This window comes from Ruegeria sp. D4 (assembly GCF_056534475.1).
The window spans coordinates 146714-168281 of sequence record NZ_JBQFPJ010000008.1 but is presented as its reverse complement, the minus strand read 5'-3'; the positions used below and the strand labels follow the sequence as shown (position 1 = coordinate 168281).

Sequence of the window (21568 nt, the reverse complement as noted above, 5' to 3'; positions counted from 1 at the left end):
GTTTTCCCGGGCTTTGGGCTTGTTCATCCGTGGTCCAGAAGCGAATGGTATCGGCTTGCGCCGACAGCGCTGACAAGGTCAGTGCAAGGGATGTGCCAAGCAAAAGCCTGGCCGTACGGGTTGCGATGCGAATAGTCATTTGGTTCCTCCCCGGATTATTCGACATGTATGGAAATCTTTTGCGCCAGTTCTTCTGGAGAACAGGTGGGCGGCCCGTCTGAAGCGCGCTCAACCAACGTGGCCTCACCCAACTCGCGCAGCGTATCTGCGGTTTCGCCCCTGATCTGACGGATCAGCAGTGTCACAAGCCTGTGCCCGGCTTGGCCGGAATCCACGTTGAAGGTGGTCAATGCCGGGTGGGCATGCTGGCTTTCGGGAATGCCGTCATAAGCAATGACCGAGACATCCCGACCAACCTGCAAGTTCAGATCAGCGGCCACGGTATAAAAGCCCAATGCAGCAAGATCAGTGGCAAAAACGATCGCTGTGGGCGGGCGGTTCAGCCGCATCAGTGCGCGGCCCTGCACGGCCCCTTCCTCTCGGGTTCGGGCTCCGTCGCGCACAAGTTCAAGATCATAGGGCAGACCTGCGATGCCCAGCCCCTCGACAAACCCGTCCCGACGCAGGTGACTGTAGTTGAATTTGAGATCGCTGCCGACATAGCCGATCCGCGTATGGCCGTGCCCGGCCAGCCTCAGGACTGCGTTACGCATTGCGCTTTCGCCGGAAATGTCGAACCAGGATGTACCTTCGGGCGGGTTCGAGCGTCCGTAACCGGTTCGTCCATACAAAATATGCGGCACCTCGAGATGGCGCAGAAGACGAACACGAGAATCATTCACGGCGGTCCGAGGCAGGATGAAGCCGTCGGCCTTGCGCTCCTCGACCAAACGGCTCAGGACTTTCAACGTGTCCTGCTCGGATTTGGCGGTCGAGATTGTCATGGTCCAGTCAAAACCGCTGGCGGCCTCGCACGCACCGGCAAGAAATTCCTGAAGGAACGGATTGTGCCCGTCCGGCTCTTCACTGTTGAGCACCATGGCGATAGCGCGAACACGTCCGGTTCGGATTGCCTGTGCATGGCTCAACGGACGGTAACCGAGCTTTCGCGCGGCGTTTTCCACCCTTTTTCGCGTTGTTTCGGCGATATCGGAATAGCCGTTCAGTGCGCGGGAAACGGTGCTTTTTGACAGCCCCAGATGTTCGGCCAGTTCGTCGATTTTGACGCGACCCGCCGCCGGGGGCGTCGCCCCGTTGTTTCTTGCCTTGGAAGTGGACGGATTCGCGTTCATGTGCTCAGGTTCGGTTTCGAAACCGGTTTCGGCAACAGTTTTGTGTGTGTTTTTTTGGATCGAGCCAAACCCGGATCCGCCGACTACTGATCCAAGTGCCAACATAGATGGTGAATTGCTGGCAACTCCGTCGCTCAGGACAGGCACAGGCTTCCCCGGCGCAAATCCAGCCTGATCACATACGAAACCATCGGGGCGATGTCCGTGGCGGTAGCCGCAAGTGGCCGATCAAGCTCGCAGGGCGATCTTATCCGCTGTGCGATGCAAGACCCAACGAACTCGCGGCAGCACGAAGCTCTGATGCGGCCTGGGCTGGCAGCCCATCCCCCTCGCTTTCGTCGAAAACCGCGTAGGCGGCATATGCGAACCGGGGGGCCGCCTTGACCAGCTTAAGCCACCCGCCTTCAAGTTCCGGTTCGATCACGCGTTTCGGAAAATAACCAGCGGCGGGAATTGAGCGCAGGTATTGAAGGCCGAGGGTTCCGATCCCCAGTTGAAGACGTGGCGTATCAAGCTCGGGAAAGTTCAGCAAATGGTCGGCCCGGAATTCCGGGCCCCAATCTATCAGGATGTAGGCGTTGCCGAGATTGGCTGGCAGGGCATCCGGGCCGCTGGTGACCAGTACAAACTCATCTTCGAAAAGTTGCACCGCAGATAGCCCTGACACGCTTCGCGGCTCGTACATTATTGCAAGGTCCAGGCCGCCCTCTTCGATTTCGCGGGTCAGGGTTGCGGAAGACGCGGCTGACGCTTTGATGGCAACATCGGGCATCAATGTCATCAACTTGGGCAGGGCGTCGGTCAAATAGCCGTCCCATAAGCTCGGCGCCGCACCGATCGCCAGCGCGGCTGTCATCGCCGCCGGAAGGCTTGCATCCAGCTTTGCCTGTGTCCAGGTGCGTACCAGAACCTGAGCGTGTTTGAGGAAATGCCGCCCCGCTGGCGTCAGGGTCGCGCCGGATTTGCCACGTTCAAAAACGGATTGGCCTAGCTGCTGCTCGAGCGTCCGAATCCTCATGCTCACGGTCGATTGTGTGACATGCACCTTGTTTGCGGCATCGAAAAAGGTGCCCGTCTCAACGACCGCCAGGAACGTGCGGGCAAGTTCAATATCCATGAGCCACCTATTTGATTGGTCGATATTATCCGTGATAAAAATTCGTTTTTCAATAAAATGAGGCCGTGCGATATTTTATGTGTAGCGCGAAAGTGCCCCTGCCATATCGGATCACCAATCAACACTTCTAATTTCGTATTGCAGCACCCAAGCTGAGGAACCAATGAAGTCTGATACCCGAAGAAATTTCACCGGCACCGGTGCGCTACACCAACCTTGCAATGGGTAGTTGCCCATATCTGACGGAGACTAAAATGGGTCGAGATTCTGTTGTGTCACTGCTCTCGTCGCTGTTTGCCCGGCTTGTGTTCCCCATGCCCGCCGATCTGGATATGGACGGTGACGGCCTGGCCTCTCTGGCGGAGCTTCAGACGAAGTATCCTGCAGTCCCTGATGAATTCTTTCTGGAATTCGGCCCGGATGCAGATGGCTTTGTCAGTTGAGTCGAACAATCATCAGGTGCGAGGGAACCGATCCGAACTTCGGCCGTCTGCTATCTGGCGACCGCTTCGAACAAAAGCGCCTTTTGCGGCATGATCAGGAACTCGCCGTCGCGAAAGTGAGTGACCGCCTTTAGTATCTCTGAAGCAACAACGTTGGTGGCTTCCTCTCCCGCCGCGCGAAGCGCCTTTTCGTTCGGAGTTGATAACAGTTCGTCTCGCATGGCTTGCGCGTCGCAGCGCAGTTTTCGGTCGACGGAAATGGTCTTCGGTGCGGCGACGTTGAAACCAGCGGCTCCAATCAATTCGCGAACCTCATCGGCGTCGTTCCATGTGAAGGGTTGAACAGCCGTTGTGGCGGCCGTGTCACCAATGTGGACTTTCAGCACATCGGCAACGACCGCAAAAAAGGGCGGGATCGCTGACCAGCATGTCACGACAACCAGCGCGTCTGTCTTTACGATCTTTCTGATCTCGGCCAGGGCTGCGGGTTTGTCAGGAAAAAACTGCAAACCATGTTGGCAAAACGCCAGATCGACTGCCCCATCTTTCAAGGGCATCGACTGGGCCGGTGCCTCGATCCATTCAAATCGGTGCGGGCCGTCCGGCGTGTTTGCGCGGGCAACCCGGATCATGGCCGGGTTCAGATCGCATCCGACAATACGAGCGGGTGTGGTCAGCCGCTTGGCCACGGCGCGGGCCATGACCCCCGTTCCGCAGGCCACGTCAAGCACGGTTTTTGCGGGGGGCAGCGAAATGGCATTCTGCGTGGCTTCTGCCATCGGGCCGAAAATGGCCGGGACGCGTTGTTTCTCGTATGTTCCCGCTGCAGAGGTCGAAAGATGAAAGGTGTTGTCTTGCGACATTGGATTGCCGTCCGAAGTTTGCTACGCGCGGGTATTGGTTGCCTTGACGGCCCAGGCGCGGGCCGGCAGCACGATCTCGTTCTCGCCCAGATCGGTCTTTAATCTGCCTTTCAGTTCGGCCTGTTGTTTCGGAGCGAGCTTTGCGAGGTAGCCCGGTGCCGGTCCAGCCCCTCGTGTGAACGGGTCCCAGAACGCTTCGAAGTCCGAAAATCGGGTGTCGCGCTGGATGGGTGCCACATCGCATTGCAGGCCCGCAGCCTTGCAAAGCTCGGCCAGCCCGTCGGGCGTGCATTGAGGAAACCGGGCCGCCTCGTCTAAACTGGCCGCGTTTTCATCAATCGATGCCGCAGCTTTCCAGAAAGTGCTGATGAAGCCCATGCCACCGCCGGGATAGTCCCAGACATAGAAGCAAACAGTGCCTCCCGGCCTTACAACGCGTATCATTTCCTGCAGCCCCGCAGTTGCATCGGGGAAAAAATTGACGGCCAGACCAGACGTCGCGATGTCGAACATCCCGGTCTCGGCAGGCAGATCTTCCGCACCGCCGACGGCAAACCGAGCACGATCATCTGCCGAGTTTTCGCGGGCGAAGGCGACGAAGGCGTCCGACGGATCAACGCCGAGCACGGATTTCGGGCGACAGTGGTCCAGAATAGTTGCGGAAAGCGCGCCGGTTCCGCATCCGACATCTATCCAGTCGGCGTCAGGCGAAGGTGCCAGCCAATCCAGGAAATCGCCGGCGATCTGACGGCTCCACCGGCCCATGTAATGTTCGTAGGCATCACCGGCGGCCCAGCTGTCGAATTTCGCAGATGTGGTCATGACGATGCTCCGCCTGTGTCTTCGGGGATCACGGCATCCACTTCGATTTCGACCAGCCATTCCGGGTTCACGAAGCGTTCAATCGCCATGATCGTGTCCACCGGCCGGGAGTCCCTGCAATAGTGTTTCCGCGCCTCGATCGCGTCCCTCCAGTTGTCGATATCCGTCAGGATCACGCGGGTGCGGACAATGTCCTGCAAGCCGGATCCGGCGTCTTCGAGGGCCGCCTTGATGATTTCGAAACACTGTCTGGTCTGCGCATAGACATCGCCGATGCCGACCGTTTTACCGTTTGCATCGACCGGCGCAGTTCCCCCGACGGCGATGAACGATCCGACCCGAACAGCACGGCTGAACCCAACGATCTCTTCCATCGGGTTGCCGTTCGAAACGAGTTGCCGTCCCTTCATTACTGGTTCCCCCAAATTGATGCGCTAGTGTAGAGTCTTCTTTTTTTCTTGTCTCAGAAATAATCGACCCGGCAACCTGCGGGGACAGTTCTGTTTGACGGTCTTGAGGCAAAGCATTCCAAGTGCGATTCACACAAATCCGGGCTTGAAAAAGCAAGCCGCCGGAACAGTCCCGCGGCCAGTGTTTTCTAATCGTTTGGCGTCGGGCCCCTGCCCAGACAAGGAAGGGCTTTGGCACAAGGAAGACACACCGTCACAATGGGCAGGCCGCTCTATCGACGGCCCTGCCCGCCCCGGCACAGGCAATTCGTACGGCAGGTGAAGTCTGGTAAATAGTGGACTTGGTCGCTTGGATCGACTCACCCATTTCCCTTAATGCGATCAGTCATAGCTGAGCGACAGGGCTTCCGTCTGCGGCAGCGACTGGCACGTCAGGATCGCCCCTTTTGCAATGTCCGAGTCTTCCAGCGCCATTCGCGCGCGCATGTGGACATCGCCTTTTGCCAGCTTGGCACGGCAGGCACCACAAACCCCGGACTGGCAGGAAAAGGGCGGTTTCAGTCCTGCGGATTTTGCTGCTTCGAGAACCGTTTGGCCGCTGGCCACGTCGACCGAATGCCTGACGCCGCCCAACGTGATCTCTGCCTTGGCAGCCAGACCTTCGACAGTGGTGTCAATCTCTGCCGCGCCGCCATAACTTTCCATGTGGATGCGATTGGCAGGAACATCGAGCGACATCAGCGATGCTTTCACGGCCTTGTTCATGCCGCCGGGTCCGCAGACGTAATACTGCGCGTCCTGTGCATAGGGCGGGTTTTCGGCAATCAGCGCCTCGATCGCGGGTTCGTCGATGATACCTCTACGCCAATACTCGGCCGAGGACCAGAAACCGGGTTTGGAAAAGACATGGTGAATGGTCATCCGATCCGGGTTGGCTTCCCACAGGGCGTTCAGCTCGTCCAAAAACAGGACAGAGTGCTCGTTGTTGTTACCATAAGCCAGATGCGCGAAGGAATTGGGCTCGGCCGCCATGACTGAACTGAGCATTGCGTAAAGCGGGGTGATGCCTGAACCTGCGCCAAAAAAGTAATGGGTACGCCGCGCTGTCGCTCCGGGGTCCAGGAAAAACCCGCCGAAAGGTGGCATCACATCAATCACATCGCCCTTGTTCACAGTGTCATTGACGTGGTTGCTGACGAGGCCGTTCCGGACACGCTTTACGGTGATCCGCAGCGGATCACCCGTAAACGGAGACGAGGAGATTGAATAGCTGCGCCTTTGCTCCTCTCCGTTCACCACGAAGCGGAACGACAGGTGCTGACCGGGCCGCCAGACGAAGGTTTCGCGCAGGGCGTCGGGCACGTCGAACATGACTGTCTTGGCCTGGCCGCCGATTTCCTCGCGGGTATCGAGAACGGTCAGCGGGTGGAAGTTTCGCTGGTTCATTTGGCTTCCCCCAACCATTCGAGAACGACTTTCTGATGCTGCACGACCGGGCTTTCACCAACCGCTGCGGGACCGGTTTCGAAATAGAGCGATTTCATCGATTTCTGCTGCTGTTCACATGCGTAGATGTCTTCCCCCGTGAAGTCGCCCGCGACCATCGGGTCATCCTCGCTCATGGCGTCATGGGCTTCGTACTTGCCGCTCAGGCCAAACTTGGTCCAGAAATTCGAGGATTTCATCGACTGCTTGGCAAACTCCCAGCCGGAACTGTTGGACACCCGCCCCCGGTTGGACACTCGCGTCAGTTCGGGGCCGAGCGGCTCAATGATGAAGATGTTCCAACCGTCCTCGGAGCCAGCCAACCCAATCCCCGGGAACAGCATCGGCACCCATGCGCCAGTCATGTCCTCGGGGATCACACGCGGGGCAATCAGCTTGCTTTCCTGATCCTTCAGAAAGTCTTCGACCGGGGGTTCCCAGAACATGTAATGGGGGCCTTCCCAGTGGTACTTCGCGGCCTTGTGGTCGTACATTTGCAGCGTGTTCGAATGCAGGTGGCTCAGGTGGTAGACGTCGATGTAGTTTTCGACGACCACCTTCCAGTTGGCCTTGATCTCGTAGCTGTTGTTCAGGTCTTCATATTCGACCAGTTCCTCGGGTACGTGCGGGCCGATATGCGGTTCCACCGGCCCGAACCATTCAGCGATGGAGGGCGCGCCCGGGTTAGGATGCACAAATATCATCGATTTCCAGATGTCGACCCTGGCGGGTTTCAGACCCAGGCAGGATTTATCTACCTTTCCGAATTCCTCTTGTTCTTCGGGCACCGAGATCAGGTTGCCTTCAAGGTCATAGGTCCAGTCGTGATACGGGCATGTCAGCGCCTTTTGCGTCTTGCCGACGGCCCGGATCAGTTGCGTGCCGCGGTGACGGCAAATGTTATGAAACGCGCGCAGGCGTCTGTCGCGGCCCATTACCACGAAAATGTTGTTCAGCCCGGCCTGAACGGTGATGTACTGGCCGGGTTCGCTGACATCCTCCATGAACCCGGCATAACGCCAGGTTTTTGAAAAGATCTCGCGCATTTCGCGATCGAACCATTCTTGCGAGGTGTAGGCCTCGACAGGCAGCTGGTGAAGCATTCGGGTCATTCGGGTGTTCCCAAGATTGGTGTGAACCCTAGCCGGGCAGAAAATCGGCGGTTATCAGCAAGATACCGAAGACGACCCAGGCAACCTGGATCAACCAGTACAGAATGGGGTCTTCGTCCCGCGTTACTTCAGACAACAAAAACGCATAGCCCGTGCGGTAACTCTGGACTGTCCAAAACAGGAACAGCAGCCCCCAGAGCGATTGATAGCCAAGCACTGTTGCAATCATCAGCACGGCGAAAGCGACGTAGTTGAGTGGACGCATCTGGATCATGAGCGGTTTTCCAATCCTTCCAGCAGGTTGCCCGCGAGGGATTGTGCGGCTTGCGGCCACTCCTGAGGCATGTTCAACGGCGCCAGAGACGCCACGTTCAGATATAGCGCAACGATGCCATGGGCCGCGACAGCGATCGCGTGATGGTCGGCTTGTGGATGGTCCTTGCTCAAAACACCTGCAATCGCGGCCTCGAACCCCAGAAGGGAGTCTCGGCAGGCGGCGCGCAGGTCTGCGTCTTCTGCGGCACGCGCAGTCAGGGCCGCAAACGCCAACACCATGTCCGGGGTCGATTCCATCGTTTCGGAAAACAGAAACTCGACCAGAGCCGGCCCCGCGCCATTTTCCGGAAGCGCGGCCAACAGCGCTTCGGTCTGTTCGGCAAAGCTGCGCAGGACATAGTCCTGCAACGCCATGATCATTTCGTCCCGATTGCCCAGATGGTGTCGGATCAGTGGCCGGGTCAGCCCCGCATCGTCGGCGATTTGCGCAAGCGATGCGCCTTGAAGCCCGAAACGTGCCACGCAACGCACCAGTGCGTTCATCACCTGTGCACAGCGTTCGTCTCGGTTTGAAGGGCGCCCGGCCACGTCAGTTCCAGTACTTCAGCTGCAATGTTGATTTGGCCGTCGCGCCAGTGGTGACAGCCGCATCCTCGAATTTTGGCGGCAAGCCCCGTCGTCCCATGCCGGAAAACGCATATCCTTCGGTCGGCACTTCGCCTTTCATGTCCAGATCGCTGTCCAGGTCCTCGTCGTGCATCGCGGCGAAGGCATAGGTGCCAGCCGGAAGGTTGTGAAACGTGACCGAGACCGTTGCACCGGCAGCAGGGACCTGGGCCATCGCGATCGCCGTGGCCACGTCCATCGTCTCAAAACCAGCGGCCTGATCGAAGGCCGCCACGATCACTGCGCCATTGCCATTCCGCAGCCCGTCGACAGTCACCGAAAGCGGTGCGGTTTCGGACGATTGCGCAATGGCTGCGACTGCGGTGGCAGCAGCAAGGGCCGCCACTGAGACAAGTTTGAAAGGTTGCATCGGGTCACCAAAAGTTGTCAACGTTGACAATAATTAGGGTGGCCCCCGTTTATTGTCAATGATGACAGAATATTTTTTTGGAACGCCAAGCATCAACGAATCCGGGCGGCCTCGGCCGACGCTGTGCAGTGCTCTGCCATTCGTTCGGGATGAAAGGTCAGGTTTTCAAACAACGCCTGCGCCCAGTGTAGTGCCCCTGATGTCAGCAGGAACACTTCGGGCACGATAACCCACTCTCCAATCCAAGCGCCGCCGGACCTTTCGTGTTGGTGAAGGGTGAATTCCCCGATCTGTTCCGCTTTCTGCCGGCCGAGGCGCGACACCGCCTCCATGAATTCAGAAGCCCGCTGGTTGCGTTTATGGTGCATGGATGAGGACGCGCCTTTGCCGTTGGCATGTACTTCAGAGATCTCGGCAATGTCGGATGAGGACAGAAGGTTGATATTGTGGGCGATCTTGCAGAGCGTGGCGCAGAGTGATCCCAGTGCAGTCACCACATCCGCGATCCCGTCGCGGGCGTTTTGCCAGTGGGGCGCGACACTGCCCAGCCCCAGGCTTTCCGCAACCGCTGTCTTGACCCTCTCTCCCTCTGCGTTCTCGTAGCCTCGAAGGTCACCAACCGGGCCGCCGATTTGCACATTGAGGCCACGACCCGAAGCCTGTTCCATCGCCTTGTTGCGGCGCGCCAGTTCTGACCGCCACACCGCCAGTTTGGTGGCCAGCTTCATGGGAACCGCATGCTGACCGTTGGTGCGCCCCATCAGCCAGGTCGAAGGGTGGTCGCGGATATGTCCGTCCAGCAGTTTGAGCAGCCGGTTGATGCCAATCTCGATTTCCGCAAGGCCAAGCTTCATCTGCATGACCATGGCGGTGTCCATAATGTCCTGTGTGGTCGCCCTGTGGTGAACGTGATCTGCATGCGCGCGCACCAATGACCGAATCTGTTTCACCAGCCCCACGATGGGGCGCCCGACCAGATCCATTTCCGCAGCCAGTGCTTCGGTATCCAGATCAGAGATACCCACGGCTTCGATCGCCAAGGCCGCCTCGGTCGGGATCAGGTTCAGATCGGCCTGACAGCGCGAAAGGATCTGTTCGACCTTCAACCACGCAGCGATGGTGGCGGGCTCGGACCAGATCCTGCGCATTTCAGCGGAGGAAAAGCAGTTGCGGTAGATCCGGTAATCAAGCATCGCCCAGTCCACCGTCGGCGATACGCCGTTCATTCATGATTGACCGAATGCGGAACCCCATAGCCAAAAGGCCGAGCAGCAGGAATCCGGCGGCGATGGGGCGTTCGACAAAGATGAGCGCGCCGCCATCGGACATCAGCAGCGCCTGGCGGAAGGTTTCCTCGGCCCCCTTCGCCAGGACGAAAGAGATGACGAAGGCCGCCACGTTGAAGTCGAATTTGCGCATCAGCCAGCCCACAAACCCGGCCACAGTCATGACAGTCACGTCGAACATCGAACCTCGGGCGGAATAGGCGGCGACAAAAGCGGTCAGAAAGATCAGCGGATAGAGCACGTTGACCGGAACCTTCAGGATCAGGCGCGCAACCTGCGTGGCCCCAAAGTAGCCGATGATCCCGTAGGCAAAGATTCCCAGCATCCCGCAGGCAAAAAGCTGATAGACCAGTTCCTTGTCCGTGAGAAACAGGGTGGGTCCGACCTGAACGCCGTGGATCAGGAAAACGCCCAGCAGGATGGCCCCGATGGTCGAACCCGGGATGCCAAGCGTCAGCAGCGGCGCCATCGACGGCCCGGACACCGCGTTGTTGGCGGCCTCGGGCGCGGCGACGCCTTCCAGCGCACCCTTGCCCCATTGCTCGGGGTTCCTGGCGCGGCGCTTGCCTTCGCCGTAAGAAATGAAGGCCGCAATGGCCGAGCCGAGCCCGGGAAGAACCCCGATCCCCGCGCCGATGAATCCGCCCCGAATGGCGTGCGGGATACAGGGTTTATATTCTTCAAAGGTCAGGCTGTGCCCGGTAGGGTCGCTTTTGTTTCCACTGACTTCACCTTTGGTCTTCTTGCGCTCTTCCAGTTGGGCAAAAACCTCGCCCAGAACGAAGACGCCGATCATAAGAGGCACCAGTCCGATACCATTCGACAGATCAAACGAACCAAACGTGTACCGTTCTTCGCTGGAAATCGGGTCGAGACCGACCATGGCCACAAAGATGCCGAGCAGGGCCGAGATCAGGCCCTTGGTGATGGATTTTCCGATCACGGATCCGATCACCACGAAGGCCGCGAAGTAGATGGCGAAGGTTTCGGGCGGGCCGAGTTTCAGCGCGATGGCGGCGATGAAGCCGACACCCGCCACAAGCAGGATGTCCCCCATGAAATCGCCGATAACCGACGAGATCGTCGCAACCTTCATCGCCTTACCTGCCTTGCCTGCACGGGCCAGCGGATAGCCGTCGATCTGCGTCGCTGCACTTGCCGCCGTTCCGGGCGTATTGAACAGAATCGCGGCAACCGAACCTCCATAACGCCCCGATTTGCCAATCACATAGAGAAACGCCAATGCAAACAGAGGCGGCATGTAGAAGGTAATGGGCAGCAGCATTGCGATGGCCGCCGAGGCGGTCAGGCCGGGGGTGGCACCGACGATCATGCCGACGGCAGCAGCCAGAACAATGGCTAACAGGAGTGTCGGATCGGTGATGACCGACAGAAGGGCGGGAAAGATCTCCATTGTGTCTACCCTCGGAACCAGTCGAGCAGATCGAACACCTCGCCATAAGGCGGGAAGACGCCGAGCAACTCGAAAAAGATGATGTGGAAGATGAGCGGGCAGACGATCACGGATATGGCCAGCCCGATCCGACTGCGGACACCGAAGATATACAGAACCACCGGCGCGGTGATGGCTGTGGGCAGGACGTAGCCGAACCAGCGGAATGACTGCTGATAAATCAGAGCAATGGCAAACAGGATCAGGATGTTCAGCGTGCCCGTGTCGCCTTCTTCAACAGCGGCCTGTCGTGCCTGCACCAGGCGCAGCCCGTTCATCAGTACCAGGCCCGAGAGGGCGAGCAAGGCAACCGATGCGGCAAAGGGCACGATCCCGGCCCATGTGTCTCCGGGGCTTGCAGCCGGAACCTGCCAGGCCCCCCAGATCGCGACCAATGACAACAGCGCGAGTACAAATCCCTCGATCACGTCCCGCATGGTGTTCTCCTTCAGAAACATCTCGGGTGGAGCGGCCGGGCCGAAGCTGAGTCCGCCCCGGCCGTTGCCCACCTCAGTTATTCAGAGTCGCAACCAGCGGCACGGCATCCGCTTTCATCGCGGTCAGCGTAGCCTTGGCATCCGCGCCTGTCGCAAAGACCGGACCGGTGCCGCGCTTTGCCAGAAGCTCTGCAAATTCCGGCTTTGCCGTGATCTCGGCCAGCGCCGTTTCCATGGCGGAAACCACCTCGGCCGGCGTTCCCTTGGGCGCGAAAACGATCACCGGCGACGATACCGCGGCAAAGGGAACGCCCAGTTCGCCAAAGGACGGAACATCGGACATGATATTGTCCCGCTCGGCGCTGTTGACGGCCAGTGCGCGAAGCTGCTCTTCAAAACCGCGCAATTGCTGCACCCCGAGGAAACCGAAGTCGGCCTGTCCGCCAATCAGCGCAGCTCGGGTCGGGCCGCCGCCCTTGAACGGCACATCCTGCGCCTCGATTCCGTTGTTGGCCAGGAACCCGAGACCGCCCACGTGATGGAACCCGCCGCGCCCGGAATGGGCCCAACGCAATGACCCAGGGTTTGCCTTTGCCGCTTCAATAACGTCCTCTACGCTTTGATAGGTGCTGTCTGTGGGTACCATCAGCGAGGTCTGCAGCTGGCCGACCTGAGCGACGAAGTCAAAGCTATCCAGTGCATCAATGTCTGTGTCGCGTGTCATGGTCGACAGCAGGAAAGACCCGCCCGAGGTCATCATCATCGTATAGCCATCAGGCTTGGCCCCGACCACGGCGTTGGCGCCATTGAGGCCACCGGAACCGGGTTTGTTCACGACGACCACCGGAACGTCCAATACGCCTTCTGCAGCGGCGGAAATGGCACGCGCATAGGCATCGGTGCCGCCCCCGGCCTGATAGGGTACCACGATATTGATCGGGCGTTTCGGCCAGTCGGCGGCGAAGCTGGCGGTTGCCGTTGCGACCAGCGCGGTCGCCGCTGTGACGGCAGCAAGGAATGCTCTGCGTTTCATGTGGGCTCCTCCAAAAAGTGACGCAGCCTTTCTAGCAGGCCATTTGATTGCGATTTTTGCAAATGTAGCATTAAATAATGCAAATAATGAAAGAGTCCTGTCGATGAACATCAAAGCTCTCCGCGCCTTCCGCCATGCTTTTTCCGAAGGCTCCATTGCGGCGGCCTCGGACATCATGCATCTAAGTCAGCCTGCCATCAGCAGACTGATCAGCGGTTTGGAAGCAGAACTGAAGCTTAGGCTGTTTGACCGCAGCGGGCGCAGCCTGTCCCCCACCACCGAGGGGATCGCGTTTTACCGCGAAGCCGGGCGCATTCTGGATAACCTGGATGAGGTTCCCCGCATTGCAGCCGAAATCCGCGCTGGTCGCACCGAAAGCCTTCGGGTTGTGACGATGCCTCGGATCGCCCAATTTCTGTCGGCACCCGCTGTCGCGCAATTCACCCGGGAAAACCCCGAAGTGAGTGTGACCTTGGACGTCCGCGCGCGCCGGGACGCGAGCAAATGGCTGGCGGGACGCGAGTATGATATTGGAATAGCGGCCCTGCCGGTCAGCCATCCGGACATCAGAACGGTGCCGCTTGTCCGCGTGCGAGCCCTGGCAATTCTGCCCCGGGATCATCCCTTGGCCAATGAGGCATCGATAACCGCAGAGCAGCTTGCCAGTGAAACGATCATCCGCCTGATGCAGGGCTTGTTGCTTCGGGATCAGTTGGACGACGCTTTCAACTCGGCTGGCGTTGCGCCCGAAGTGACCCACGAAGTGTCCTCGTCCCAACTTGCTTGTGCCTTGGTGGCCGAAGGTGCAGGTATCACGATCGCCGATGAGATGGTGGCGGCGTCGTTCGGGGATCGCTTGGTATCAATCCCGATCGAGCCGGAAAAATGGATGACATTTGGAATGTTGCTTCCGAAGTATCAACAGTCGGGATCGGCGGCCAAGCAGTTCCAGGACAAGTTGGTGGAGCACGTAAAACGCGTATGCCGTTCCAGCGACACCATGCGCAGCGAGGTGTCCTGATCCACCGACTTACCGTTCAGGCGACTAATGTGGACCTGACTGGCTTGCCTGATTGGAAATCGCGCTCCAATCGAGGTGCGCGGTAGAAATCCTCGCGTTTTTAGTAGTTGTTATCGATCTAGCGAACTCAGGCAGGAACTCTCCTGACCGGCTGGCATGTGAATTGTGCCGGCATGAAAGCCTTAGTACAGTTTCTAGCAGTTCGAATTTTGGAAGCGCACTCCAGTACCGCTCCAAAACGGTCAAATTCTAACTTTCCCGACAAAGTTGGATACCGCAAACGCCAGTGACAGCCCCTATTCAGCGCTTGGAACCGGACGCGGAACTCCATTCTCGTCGATCGCAACAAAGGTGAAGATCGCTTCGGTCACCTTTTCACGGACGCCGATGAGGCCGCGCAAAACCCAGGCTTCGATGGATATGGCCATTGAGGTTCGGCCCACACGCGACACCTCTCCGTAGATGCATAACACGTCACCGACTTTCACCGGACGTATGAACTTCATCGCGTCAACAGCGATTGTGGCAACGCGGCCTTGCGCACGTGTAGCTGCAACAATTCCACCAGCGATATCCATCTGGCTGAGAACCCAGCCGCCAAAGATATCGCCGTTAACGTTGACGTCCGCCGGCATTGCTGCCGTGCGCAAGGTCAGTTCACCTCTCGGAGTTTCACTGCTCATCTTTTGTGCCCTTCTTCGGTTCAGGACACGGTCATCATGTCCGGAAGTTCTTGTCCTGCCATGAGCGCCAGAGGTGGATTGCACTGTTCAGTCGCGCGTTGCAGGCCGTTATGACGTTCCCTGGGTTCCCTTATAAGACGTTCCCTGACGTCGCCATAGCTGTGATCGCCGCAGTTCTTCACCCGAGCTTTTCCGGCGGTAGGGCGTTTTTCAGCACTTTCTCATTTATGCGACCGAACATGGCCGTCGGGCTGTGTTTGGCCATCCATATGGTCATTTTGTTCATCAGCCCCGGAGCCGTCAGGAACTTGCCACCCAGATTGCCGAGCGCTTCGGTGACAACTGCGTCTGCATTCATAACGCTTGATGGAACCTTGCTCCAATCCAACCCGGTACCGGCAGCCATCGGGGTATCGGTCGGTCCGGGCGACAGGACATGAACGTCAATGCCCTTCGGCCGAAGCTCGGCCCGCAGGGATGCGCCGAAGTTCAACACGTAAGCCTTGCTGCCTGCATAGTTTGAAAAATAGGGGTTCGGCATGTGGCCCGACAGGCTTGAGACCAGAACGATCCCGCCCCGTCCGCGCTTTAGCATTCCTTGGCAAAAGTGGTGGGTCAGGCGAAAGGTCGACAGAACATTCAGCCGCAGCAATGCCATTCCCTGATCCGCATCGGTCGTTTCAAACGCGCCGTTCACCTCGACACCGGCAGAATGAACCAACAGACCGATTTCTTCGGGGATGGTACACACCGCGTCGATGCCGGCCTCCGTTCCGAGATCAGCCGCGACACAGCGTACTTCCACTCCGTGGCGAGCGCTGAGATCGCTGGCCATAGCGTCCAGCACGTCGGCGCGGCGCGCCACGAGGATGAGGTTCATCCCGGCAGCCGCAAGCTGGTTCGCAAATTCGGCGCCAATTCCGGAACTGGCACCTGTGACCATCGCCCAATTGCCATACCTGTCCTGATACGTCCTGCCCATGCTACCCCGCCTCTCCCTTGCTTCGCTTCGTCGCAAAAACCATCGCGTGTATCCTGAGGGTCGGCACTTCTTTTGTCGATGTGGTCGCGGGTAGTTTATCGCGTCGGTTAGCGCCGTACCGGTCGACCCGCCCAGTTGAGTGCCACCCGATCCAACCTGTGCAATACACTTTCGCGCCGGCTGACGGTTATGTGGTTAGGCCCATTTGGCGTACAGCCAGATCGCGCATGATCTCTTCCGAACCGCCGCCGATGGCCATGATCTTGACTTCGCGATAAACGCGCTCGACCGGATTGCCGAGCATGTAACCTGCGCCACCAAAGATCTGCATCGATTCAGACGCCACAAATTCCAGCGATTTCGTCGCCTGTACCTTCGCCTTTGCGATTTCGGCGGCAGGCATTTGGCCCGCGTTGATGGTGTAGCAAATCTGATCCAGATAGGCCTGATTCATGTCTATCCGGGCCGAGATTTCGGCAAACTTATGGGCGATGACCTGATGATCGATCAGGCGTTTGCCAAAGGTCCTTCGTTCGCGCGCCCAGTCCAGGGAGGTGTTGAAACACAGCTTCATCATGCCCAGCGAACCGGCGATCAAAGCAAGCCGTTCATGATTGAAGTTTTCCATGATCGCAAGGAAGCCCCGGTTTTCAGGACCGATCAGCGCGTCGGCGGGAACGTGGCAATCCTTGAAGAACAAAGAGGCCTGTTCGGAACAATGCCAACCCATCTTTTCTTCGCCTCTAGTGCGGGTAAAGCCTGGTGTGCCGGCTTCGATCAGAAACAGAGAGATACCGCCCAGACCCGCATCGCCCGTCCGTGCGCCGACGACAAACCACTTCGAGGCCATGCCGCCGGTGATAAAGCACTTTTCACCATTCAAAACCCACCCGTTACCTGATCGCGTGGCGGTCGTGCGCATGTTGGCCACATCTGATCCGCCACTGGGCTCAGTGATCGCCAGCGAAGACGACATCCTGCCCGCGATAATTTCGGGCAGAACGGTGGTGCGGAAGTCATCTGATGCAAACCGCGCCATCGGCGCAATTGAAATCGCGCGCCCGCCCACGGCCGCCGCCACCCCCGATGCACCGCAGCCAAAGATCATTTCGTTGAAGTCGGCACGCAGAAAGGCATCATCCATTCCCATCCCACCGTATTCTACGGGCACCCCAAAGCCGAACACACCGAATTCGGCCACTTTTTCATCCAGTTCGGCGGGAACGGCTTTGTCGGCCTCCCACTTTTCGATGTGGGGGTGAATCTCGCTTTCGACAAATCGCTGGAAATTGTCCCGGAAGTGTTCGCGCTCGGGTGTCATAAAGGGTGAAATCAGCGCCATCTCGGCCTCCTAGCCATTCAGTACTTTCTCAACCGGCTGTTCGGATAATGCACTGGTCGCGCCCAGTTTGACCGTGTCGAGCCATTCATACCGATCTTTTGACCCGCTTGATCTCCCGGGTGTCCAGTGATTTGAAAGTCTCATGGCCGGGGAAGGCCCTTGCAAAGGTTCATCTCGGTCTCTGCTCAACGTTCGCAAGTACGTCGGGATTCTTCGTGTCTTTGTGTGAACATCATCGAAATCCCCTCAAAATGGTTACAGTGCCCGATCTGGGGCATGACTGCCTAGCTTTCGGAACTCACCAGCCGCACTTCGCTTCGCCGTTGCAGATGCGGGGTCAGCAGGTAAATGAACTCCTGCACGATTTCCGCGGTCTCAGCTTCGCTCCGGACAAATGAGTCATGTGTCAGCAAGCCACGATAGAAAATTCGGGCGATGGTCCACAGGCGAATAAATTTCGCATTGTCGCCATCCGTCGTCTTGAGATGAAGCAATGCGTTTTCATTGATGGTGTCGTTCCAGTCCAGCAGCGAGTCGTGGATCTGGTCCGCAAGCTCTTTATCCGTGCGGATCGCCACCAGAATCTCGTGCAGGGCGCGCATCGCGTCGGTGTTCATGACCTGCCGCCAAAGCCGTTCCAGATCCCTCTCGATTGTCTGCTCAGGTCGGTTTTCGCGGCCAGCCAGCCAGCGGATCGAGGCCTGCATGATCCAGTCGCTGGTCGCCACCATCAATGCGGTCTTCGAGGTAAAGTGGTGGGTCAAAGCTCCGCGCGAAAGCCCTGCCTCTTTGCACACACGCGACGTGCTGGTTTCGGAGTAGCCGTATTTCACGAGGCACCGCATCGTCGCCTCAAGGATCGTCTGCCGCGACTTTTGCGCCCTGGTCTCGCGTTTGGTCGGTTTGCTGTTGGCCATATTCCACCTTATTCAGCTTCGGTCTGCCCCTTTGCGATTTCGAAAGGTTTGATGCGACACGAAGCAGTTGACAAACAGAACGTTCTGTTTGTTTGATGGCATCAAAACTGACGCAGGTCCAGTGGATTCAAAGGGGAGTTCATGCCGAAACAAATCCGAATAGGCGGTGCCAGCGGATTTTGGGGTGAATCCGATATGGCCGTGCCGCAGTTTCTGGAAAACGGGCGGCTGGACTATATGGTGTTCGACTATCTGGCTGAAATCACGATGTCCGTTTTGGCGCGCGCGCGCGCAGCTGATGCAGACAAGGGTTATGCGGTGGACTTCGTGAATTCGGTCCTGCGTCAGAACCTGCCCGAGATCGCGCGGCAGAAGATCAAGGTCATTGCAAATGCGGGTGGCGTGAACCCCGAAGCCTGCGGCGAAGCCGTACGGTCACTCATTGCCGATCTGAGGTTGGATCTGAAGGTCGCCGTGGTTTTGGGGGACGATATTCTACCTCGCTTCAAGGCCGGGGAATTCGCTGACGCGCGCGAGATGTTTGTGAACACTCCGCTGCCGAAACCAGAAACTCTGCAAAGCGCGAACGCCTATCTGGGCGCCTTCCCCATCGCGCAGGCGCTGGCGGGTGGTGCAGAGATACTTGTAACCGGTCGCTGTGTGGATAGTGCCGTCACGCTGGGGGCCTGTATCCATGAATTCGGCTGGGGAGCGGATGATCTGGACCAACTCGCGGGTGGCAGCCTTGCAGGACACGTAATCGAATGCGGGCCGCAAGCCACAGGTGGTAATTTCACCGATTGGCGGGATGTGCCTGATATGGCCAACATCGGTTATCCAGTCGCAACGCTCACGGCCGACGGAAGCTTTACCGTCGAAAAGCCCAAAGGCACCGGCGGTTTGGTGTCCGTCGGGACCGTCGCTGAACAGATCATCTATGAGATCGGCGACCCACAGGCCTATATCCTGCCTGATGTTGTCTGCGATTTCGCGCAGGTTGTCGTGACGCAAATCGGCCCCGATCTGGTCCGGGTTGCTGGGGCCCGGGGCCGCGCGCCAACCGAGTGTTATAAGGCCAGTGTCACTTTCCTGGATGGATATAAGGGCTCAATCATGCTGGTGTTTACCGGCTTTGACGCCGAGGTCAAGTTCCGCGCTTATGCGCAGGCGGCTCTGACCCGTGCTCGCGGAAAACTGGCCGCCAGAAACTTGCCGGATTTCGAAGGGATATGCGTTGAGCCGATCGGATCCGAAGCCAAATATGGCGATTATGCCCGAGAATTGGGCGTGCGCGAGATTGCGGGCCGGATCACTGTAAAACACATGGATAAAACCGGCGTCGCCCTTTTCTTGGCCGAGGTAATTGGCGCGGGCCTTGCAACGCCAGCCGGTCTGTCCGCATTTGGCGGTGGCAAGCCAAAACCGATGCCGACCGTGCGCCTGTTTTCGTGCCTGATCCCGAAAGCGGATGTGCCGGTCCATGTCGTCACGGAGAGCGGCGCACAATCAGTGGATATAGCGGCGGGGCAACCATTTACGGATTCCGAACCCCTGCCCGGCATCCCCGCTGTTCTAGAAGCCTGCACAGTCGAAGTGCCCCTGATCAAGTTGGCCTTCGGACGCTCGGGCGACAAGGGCGACAAGGCCAATATCGGCCTGATCGCCCGCAAGTCCGAATACTTGCCTTATATTGCTGCCGCGGTAACCTCGGATGTGGTGACGGCCCGCTTTGCCCATCGACTGAAAGGCGGGGTAGAGCGGTTTTATATGCCGGGCATGCACGCGCTGAATTTCGTACTGCATGATGCACTGGGTGGCGGTGGCACGGCCGCACTGCAGGACGATCCGCTGGGCAAGGCCTATGGGCAGATTCTGCTGGATCACCCCATTCCTGTTCCCCCCTCTGTTGCGGAGGCGCTCTGATGCCCGTTTTCCAGACCAGAATATCGACCTCATCCGAAGCGTTTGGGCAGAACCGTCGGGATATGCTGGCACTGATCACCGAACTGCGCGAGTACGAAGCGCGTGCCGTTGCGCGTTCGGACAGCCGCAAGGCCCGTTTCGACCAGCGTGGCCAGTTGACCCCGCGCGAGCGGGTCAAGCGCCTGCTGGACCCGGGTATGCCGTTTGTCGAGCTGTTCAATATGGCGAATTTTCTGGTCGACGACCCAGACCCGGAAACCTCCATTCCCGGCGCGTCGATGATAACCGGGATCGGCTATATCAGCGGCACGCGCTGTCTGGTCTATGCCGATGACAGCGGGATCAATGCGGGCGCGTCGACCAATATGTCAGTGAACAAAGGACTGGCCATTCTCAAGATCGCGCTGAGACAAAAGCTGCCCTTTGTGCATCTGGTGGAAAGCGCCGGGGCCAATCTGATGCAGTACACCGTAGAACTTTGGGCCAATGGCGGCGGGCTGTTTTACGGTCTGGCCAAACTGTCCGCAGCCGGCATTCCGACCTTTGTGGTTCTGCACGGGCCTTCCACTGCTGGTGGCGCCTATCAGCCGGGCATGTCGGATTACGTAATTGGCGTGAAACACAATGGCATGGCGGCGCTGGCCGGAGCCGCGCTGACGCAGGCCGCAACTGGTGAGGTGGCCGATGAGCGCGAACTGGGCGGTACCGAGATGCACGCTTCGGTTTCGGGCCTTGTGGAATACCTGGCCGAGGACGATGCGGATGGCATCCTGATATGTCGCGATCTGGTCGAGCGTCTGGACTGGAACAAGAACGCCCGCCCCCTGCCCCGCAAACAGGTCGAACCGCCGGTCTATTCTCCGGACGAACTCGCCGGTGTCGTCCCTGTGGATTACAGAACCGCCTTTGACTGCCGCGAGATCATGGCCCGGATCACCGATGGCTCGAACCTGCTGGAATTCAAACCCCGTTTTGGCCCTGCGACCGTCTGTATTCAGGCCCGAGTTTTTGGTCATTCGGTTGGAGTCATTGGCAACAATGGCCCGCTGGACCCTCAGGGTGCGGCCAAGGCAACGCAGTTCTTCCAGCTCTGCGACAGCGCAGACATGCCGATCATCTTTCTCAACAACATCACCGGCTACATGGTGGGTACCGAGTACGAGCAGGCGGGTATGATCAAGCTTGGCTCCAAGATGATTCAGGCCGTGTCGAATCTCCGCGTTCCAAAGTTTTCACTCTATGTCGGTGCCAGCTTTGGTGCCGGGAATTACGGCATGTGCGGTCATGCTTTTGATGCGGATTTCCTGTTCTCATGGCCCAATGCGCGCACCGGAGTAATGGGTGGCGAGCAGGCCGCCATGACCATGGATGTTGTTGCCCGCGCGGGAGCCGCCCGCAAGGGGGTTGAGATCACGCCCGAGATGGAAGCGAAGATGGCCAGGCAGAAACAGGCCATTCAGGACGTGTTCGAACCGCAGGAAAGCGTCTTCTACACCTCGGGCCGGATGTTGGACAACGGTATCATCGACCCGCGCGACACTCGAAAAATTCTGGGCTTTTTGATCGAGACCACATGGGAAGCACGCAACCGAGACCTGAAACCCAACACCTTTGGCATCGCAAGGATTTGAGAGG

General features: G+C 58.5%; 22 protein-coding genes. 4 read left to right on the top strand and 18 right to left on the bottom strand.

Annotated features, from left to right (window positions below; translation table 11 throughout):
• Nucleotides 1-155: 155 nt before the first annotated feature.
• Nucleotides 156-1292: a LacI family DNA-binding transcriptional regulator gene (locus tag ACR0MI_RS13335; RefSeq protein WP_170614115.1), complete on the bottom strand. Its 1137-nt coding sequence runs from the start codon at nucleotides 1290-1292 to the stop codon at nucleotides 156-158.
• 247 nt (nucleotides 1293-1539) lie between these two features.
• Entirely contained in the window at nucleotides 1540-2409 is an 870-nt protein-coding gene (locus ACR0MI_RS13330) for a LysR family transcriptional regulator (protein WP_170619352.1), read from the bottom strand.
• A gap of 254 nt (nucleotides 2410-2663) precedes the next feature.
• Here ACR0MI_RS13330 and ACR0MI_RS13325 point away from each other — a divergent pair, with 254 nt between their 5' ends.
• Entirely contained in the window at nucleotides 2664-2852 is a 189-nt protein-coding gene (locus tag ACR0MI_RS13325) for a hypothetical protein (protein ID WP_170614043.1), read from the top strand.
• Between the two features lie 50 nt (nucleotides 2853-2902).
• Here ACR0MI_RS13325 and ACR0MI_RS13320 read toward each other — a convergent pair whose 3' ends face one another.
• From ACR0MI_RS13320 to ACR0MI_RS13265, 12 genes are all read right to left on the bottom strand, one after another.
• Nucleotides 2903-3715 (bottom strand): methyltransferase domain-containing protein, encoded by an 813-nt coding sequence (locus ACR0MI_RS13320; RefSeq protein WP_170815872.1) that lies wholly within the window; start codon nucleotides 3713-3715, stop codon nucleotides 2903-2905.
• 21 nt (nucleotides 3716-3736) lie between these two features.
• Nucleotides 3737-4537, bottom strand: a complete 801-nt coding sequence (locus ACR0MI_RS13315) for a class I SAM-dependent methyltransferase (protein ID WP_170619350.1) — start codon at nucleotides 4535-4537, stop codon at nucleotides 3737-3739.
• Complete coding sequence (locus ACR0MI_RS13310) at nucleotides 4534-4947, bottom strand: RidA family protein (RefSeq protein WP_480441086.1); 414 nt, start codon at nucleotides 4945-4947, stop codon at nucleotides 4534-4536. The genes ACR0MI_RS13315 and ACR0MI_RS13310 overlap by 4 nt, the downstream gene beginning before the upstream one ends.
• 381 nt (nucleotides 4948-5328) lie before the next feature.
• The gene (locus ACR0MI_RS13305; protein WP_170817015.1) at nucleotides 5329-6393 is read right to left on the bottom strand and encodes a ferredoxin--NADP reductase; all 1065 of its coding nucleotides are present in this window, start codon (nucleotides 6391-6393) and stop codon (nucleotides 5329-5331) included.
• A complete protein-coding gene (locus ACR0MI_RS13300; RefSeq protein ID WP_170619348.1) occupies nucleotides 6390-7544 on the bottom strand; it encodes an aromatic ring-hydroxylating oxygenase subunit alpha in 1155 nt (384 codons plus the stop codon). Before ACR0MI_RS13300 ends, ACR0MI_RS13305 begins: the two co-directional genes overlap by 4 nt.
• A gap of 28 nt (nucleotides 7545-7572) precedes the next feature.
• A complete protein-coding gene (locus ACR0MI_RS13295; RefSeq protein WP_170619347.1) occupies nucleotides 7573-7818 on the bottom strand; it encodes a hypothetical protein in 246 nt (81 codons plus the stop codon).
• Nucleotides 7815-8363 (bottom strand): TetR/AcrR family transcriptional regulator, encoded by a 549-nt coding sequence (locus tag ACR0MI_RS13290; RefSeq protein ID WP_170619346.1) that lies wholly within the window; start codon nucleotides 8361-8363, stop codon nucleotides 7815-7817. The genes ACR0MI_RS13295 and ACR0MI_RS13290 overlap by 4 nt, the downstream gene beginning before the upstream one ends.
• Before the next feature lie 46 nt (nucleotides 8364-8409).
• Nucleotides 8410-8856, bottom strand: coding sequence for a DUF2141 domain-containing protein (locus ACR0MI_RS13285; RefSeq protein WP_170619345.1), 447 nt, complete (start codon nucleotides 8854-8856; stop codon nucleotides 8410-8412).
• 92 nt (nucleotides 8857-8948) lie between these two features.
• Entirely contained in the window at nucleotides 8949-10082 is a 1134-nt protein-coding gene (locus ACR0MI_RS13280) for a lyase family protein (protein WP_170619344.1), read from the bottom strand.
• A complete protein-coding gene (locus ACR0MI_RS13275) occupies nucleotides 10042-11556 on the bottom strand; it encodes a tripartite tricarboxylate transporter permease (RefSeq protein WP_170619343.1) in 1515 nt (504 codons plus the stop codon). Before ACR0MI_RS13275 ends, ACR0MI_RS13280 begins: the two co-directional genes overlap by 41 nt.
• 5 nt (nucleotides 11557-11561) lie before the next feature.
• Nucleotides 11562-12032: a tripartite tricarboxylate transporter TctB family protein gene (locus ACR0MI_RS13270; RefSeq protein WP_170619342.1), complete on the bottom strand. Its 471-nt coding sequence runs from the start codon at nucleotides 12030-12032 to the stop codon at nucleotides 11562-11564.
• A 73-nt stretch (nucleotides 12033-12105) separates the two neighbouring features.
• Complete coding sequence (locus ACR0MI_RS13265) at nucleotides 12106-13065, bottom strand: tripartite tricarboxylate transporter substrate binding protein (protein WP_170619341.1); 960 nt, start codon at nucleotides 13063-13065, stop codon at nucleotides 12106-12108.
• Nucleotides 13066-13168: 103 nt separating this feature from the next.
• Here ACR0MI_RS13265 and ACR0MI_RS13260 point away from each other — a divergent pair, with 103 nt between their 5' ends.
• Nucleotides 13169-14086 (top strand): LysR family transcriptional regulator, encoded by a 918-nt coding sequence (locus tag ACR0MI_RS13260; protein ID WP_170619340.1) that lies wholly within the window; start codon nucleotides 13169-13171, stop codon nucleotides 14084-14086.
• Nucleotides 14087-14382: 296 nt separating this feature from the next.
• Here the strand turns inward: ACR0MI_RS13260 and ACR0MI_RS13255 are convergent, their stop codons facing one another.
• The 4 genes from ACR0MI_RS13255 to ACR0MI_RS13240 all read right to left on the bottom strand — a co-directional run bounded on the left by ACR0MI_RS13255 (nucleotide 14383) and on the right by ACR0MI_RS13240 (nucleotide 18010).
• On the bottom strand, nucleotides 14383-14769 hold the full coding sequence (locus tag ACR0MI_RS13255) for an acyl-CoA thioesterase (protein WP_170614046.1): 387 nt from the start codon (nucleotides 14767-14769) through the stop codon (nucleotides 14383-14385).
• Between the two features lie 178 nt (nucleotides 14770-14947).
• Nucleotides 14948-15751, bottom strand: coding sequence for an SDR family NAD(P)-dependent oxidoreductase (locus ACR0MI_RS13250; RefSeq protein ID WP_170614047.1), 804 nt, complete (start codon nucleotides 15749-15751; stop codon nucleotides 14948-14950).
• A gap of 187 nt (nucleotides 15752-15938) precedes the next feature.
• Nucleotides 15939-17093 carry an acyl-CoA dehydrogenase family protein gene (locus tag ACR0MI_RS13245; RefSeq protein WP_170614048.1) on the bottom strand — a complete coding sequence of 385 codons (1155 nt, stop codon included), beginning with the start codon at nucleotides 17091-17093 and terminating at the stop codon, nucleotides 15939-15941.
• Between the two features lie 284 nt (nucleotides 17094-17377).
• Nucleotides 17378-18010 carry a TetR/AcrR family transcriptional regulator gene (locus ACR0MI_RS13240; protein ID WP_170614049.1) on the bottom strand — a complete coding sequence of 211 codons (633 nt, stop codon included), beginning with the start codon at nucleotides 18008-18010 and terminating at the stop codon, nucleotides 17378-17380.
• A gap of 141 nt (nucleotides 18011-18151) precedes the next feature.
• Here ACR0MI_RS13240 and ACR0MI_RS13235 point away from each other — a divergent pair, with 141 nt between their 5' ends.
• Nucleotides 18152-19933 carry an acyclic terpene utilization AtuA family protein gene (locus ACR0MI_RS13235; protein WP_170614050.1) on the top strand — a complete coding sequence of 594 codons (1782 nt, stop codon included), beginning with the start codon at nucleotides 18152-18154 and terminating at the stop codon, nucleotides 19931-19933.
• Nucleotides 19933-21564, top strand: a complete 1632-nt coding sequence (locus tag ACR0MI_RS13230) for a carboxyl transferase domain-containing protein (protein WP_170614051.1) — start codon at nucleotides 19933-19935, stop codon at nucleotides 21562-21564. The genes ACR0MI_RS13235 and ACR0MI_RS13230 overlap by 1 nt, the downstream gene beginning before the upstream one ends.
• Nucleotides 21565-21568 lie beyond the last annotated feature (4 nt).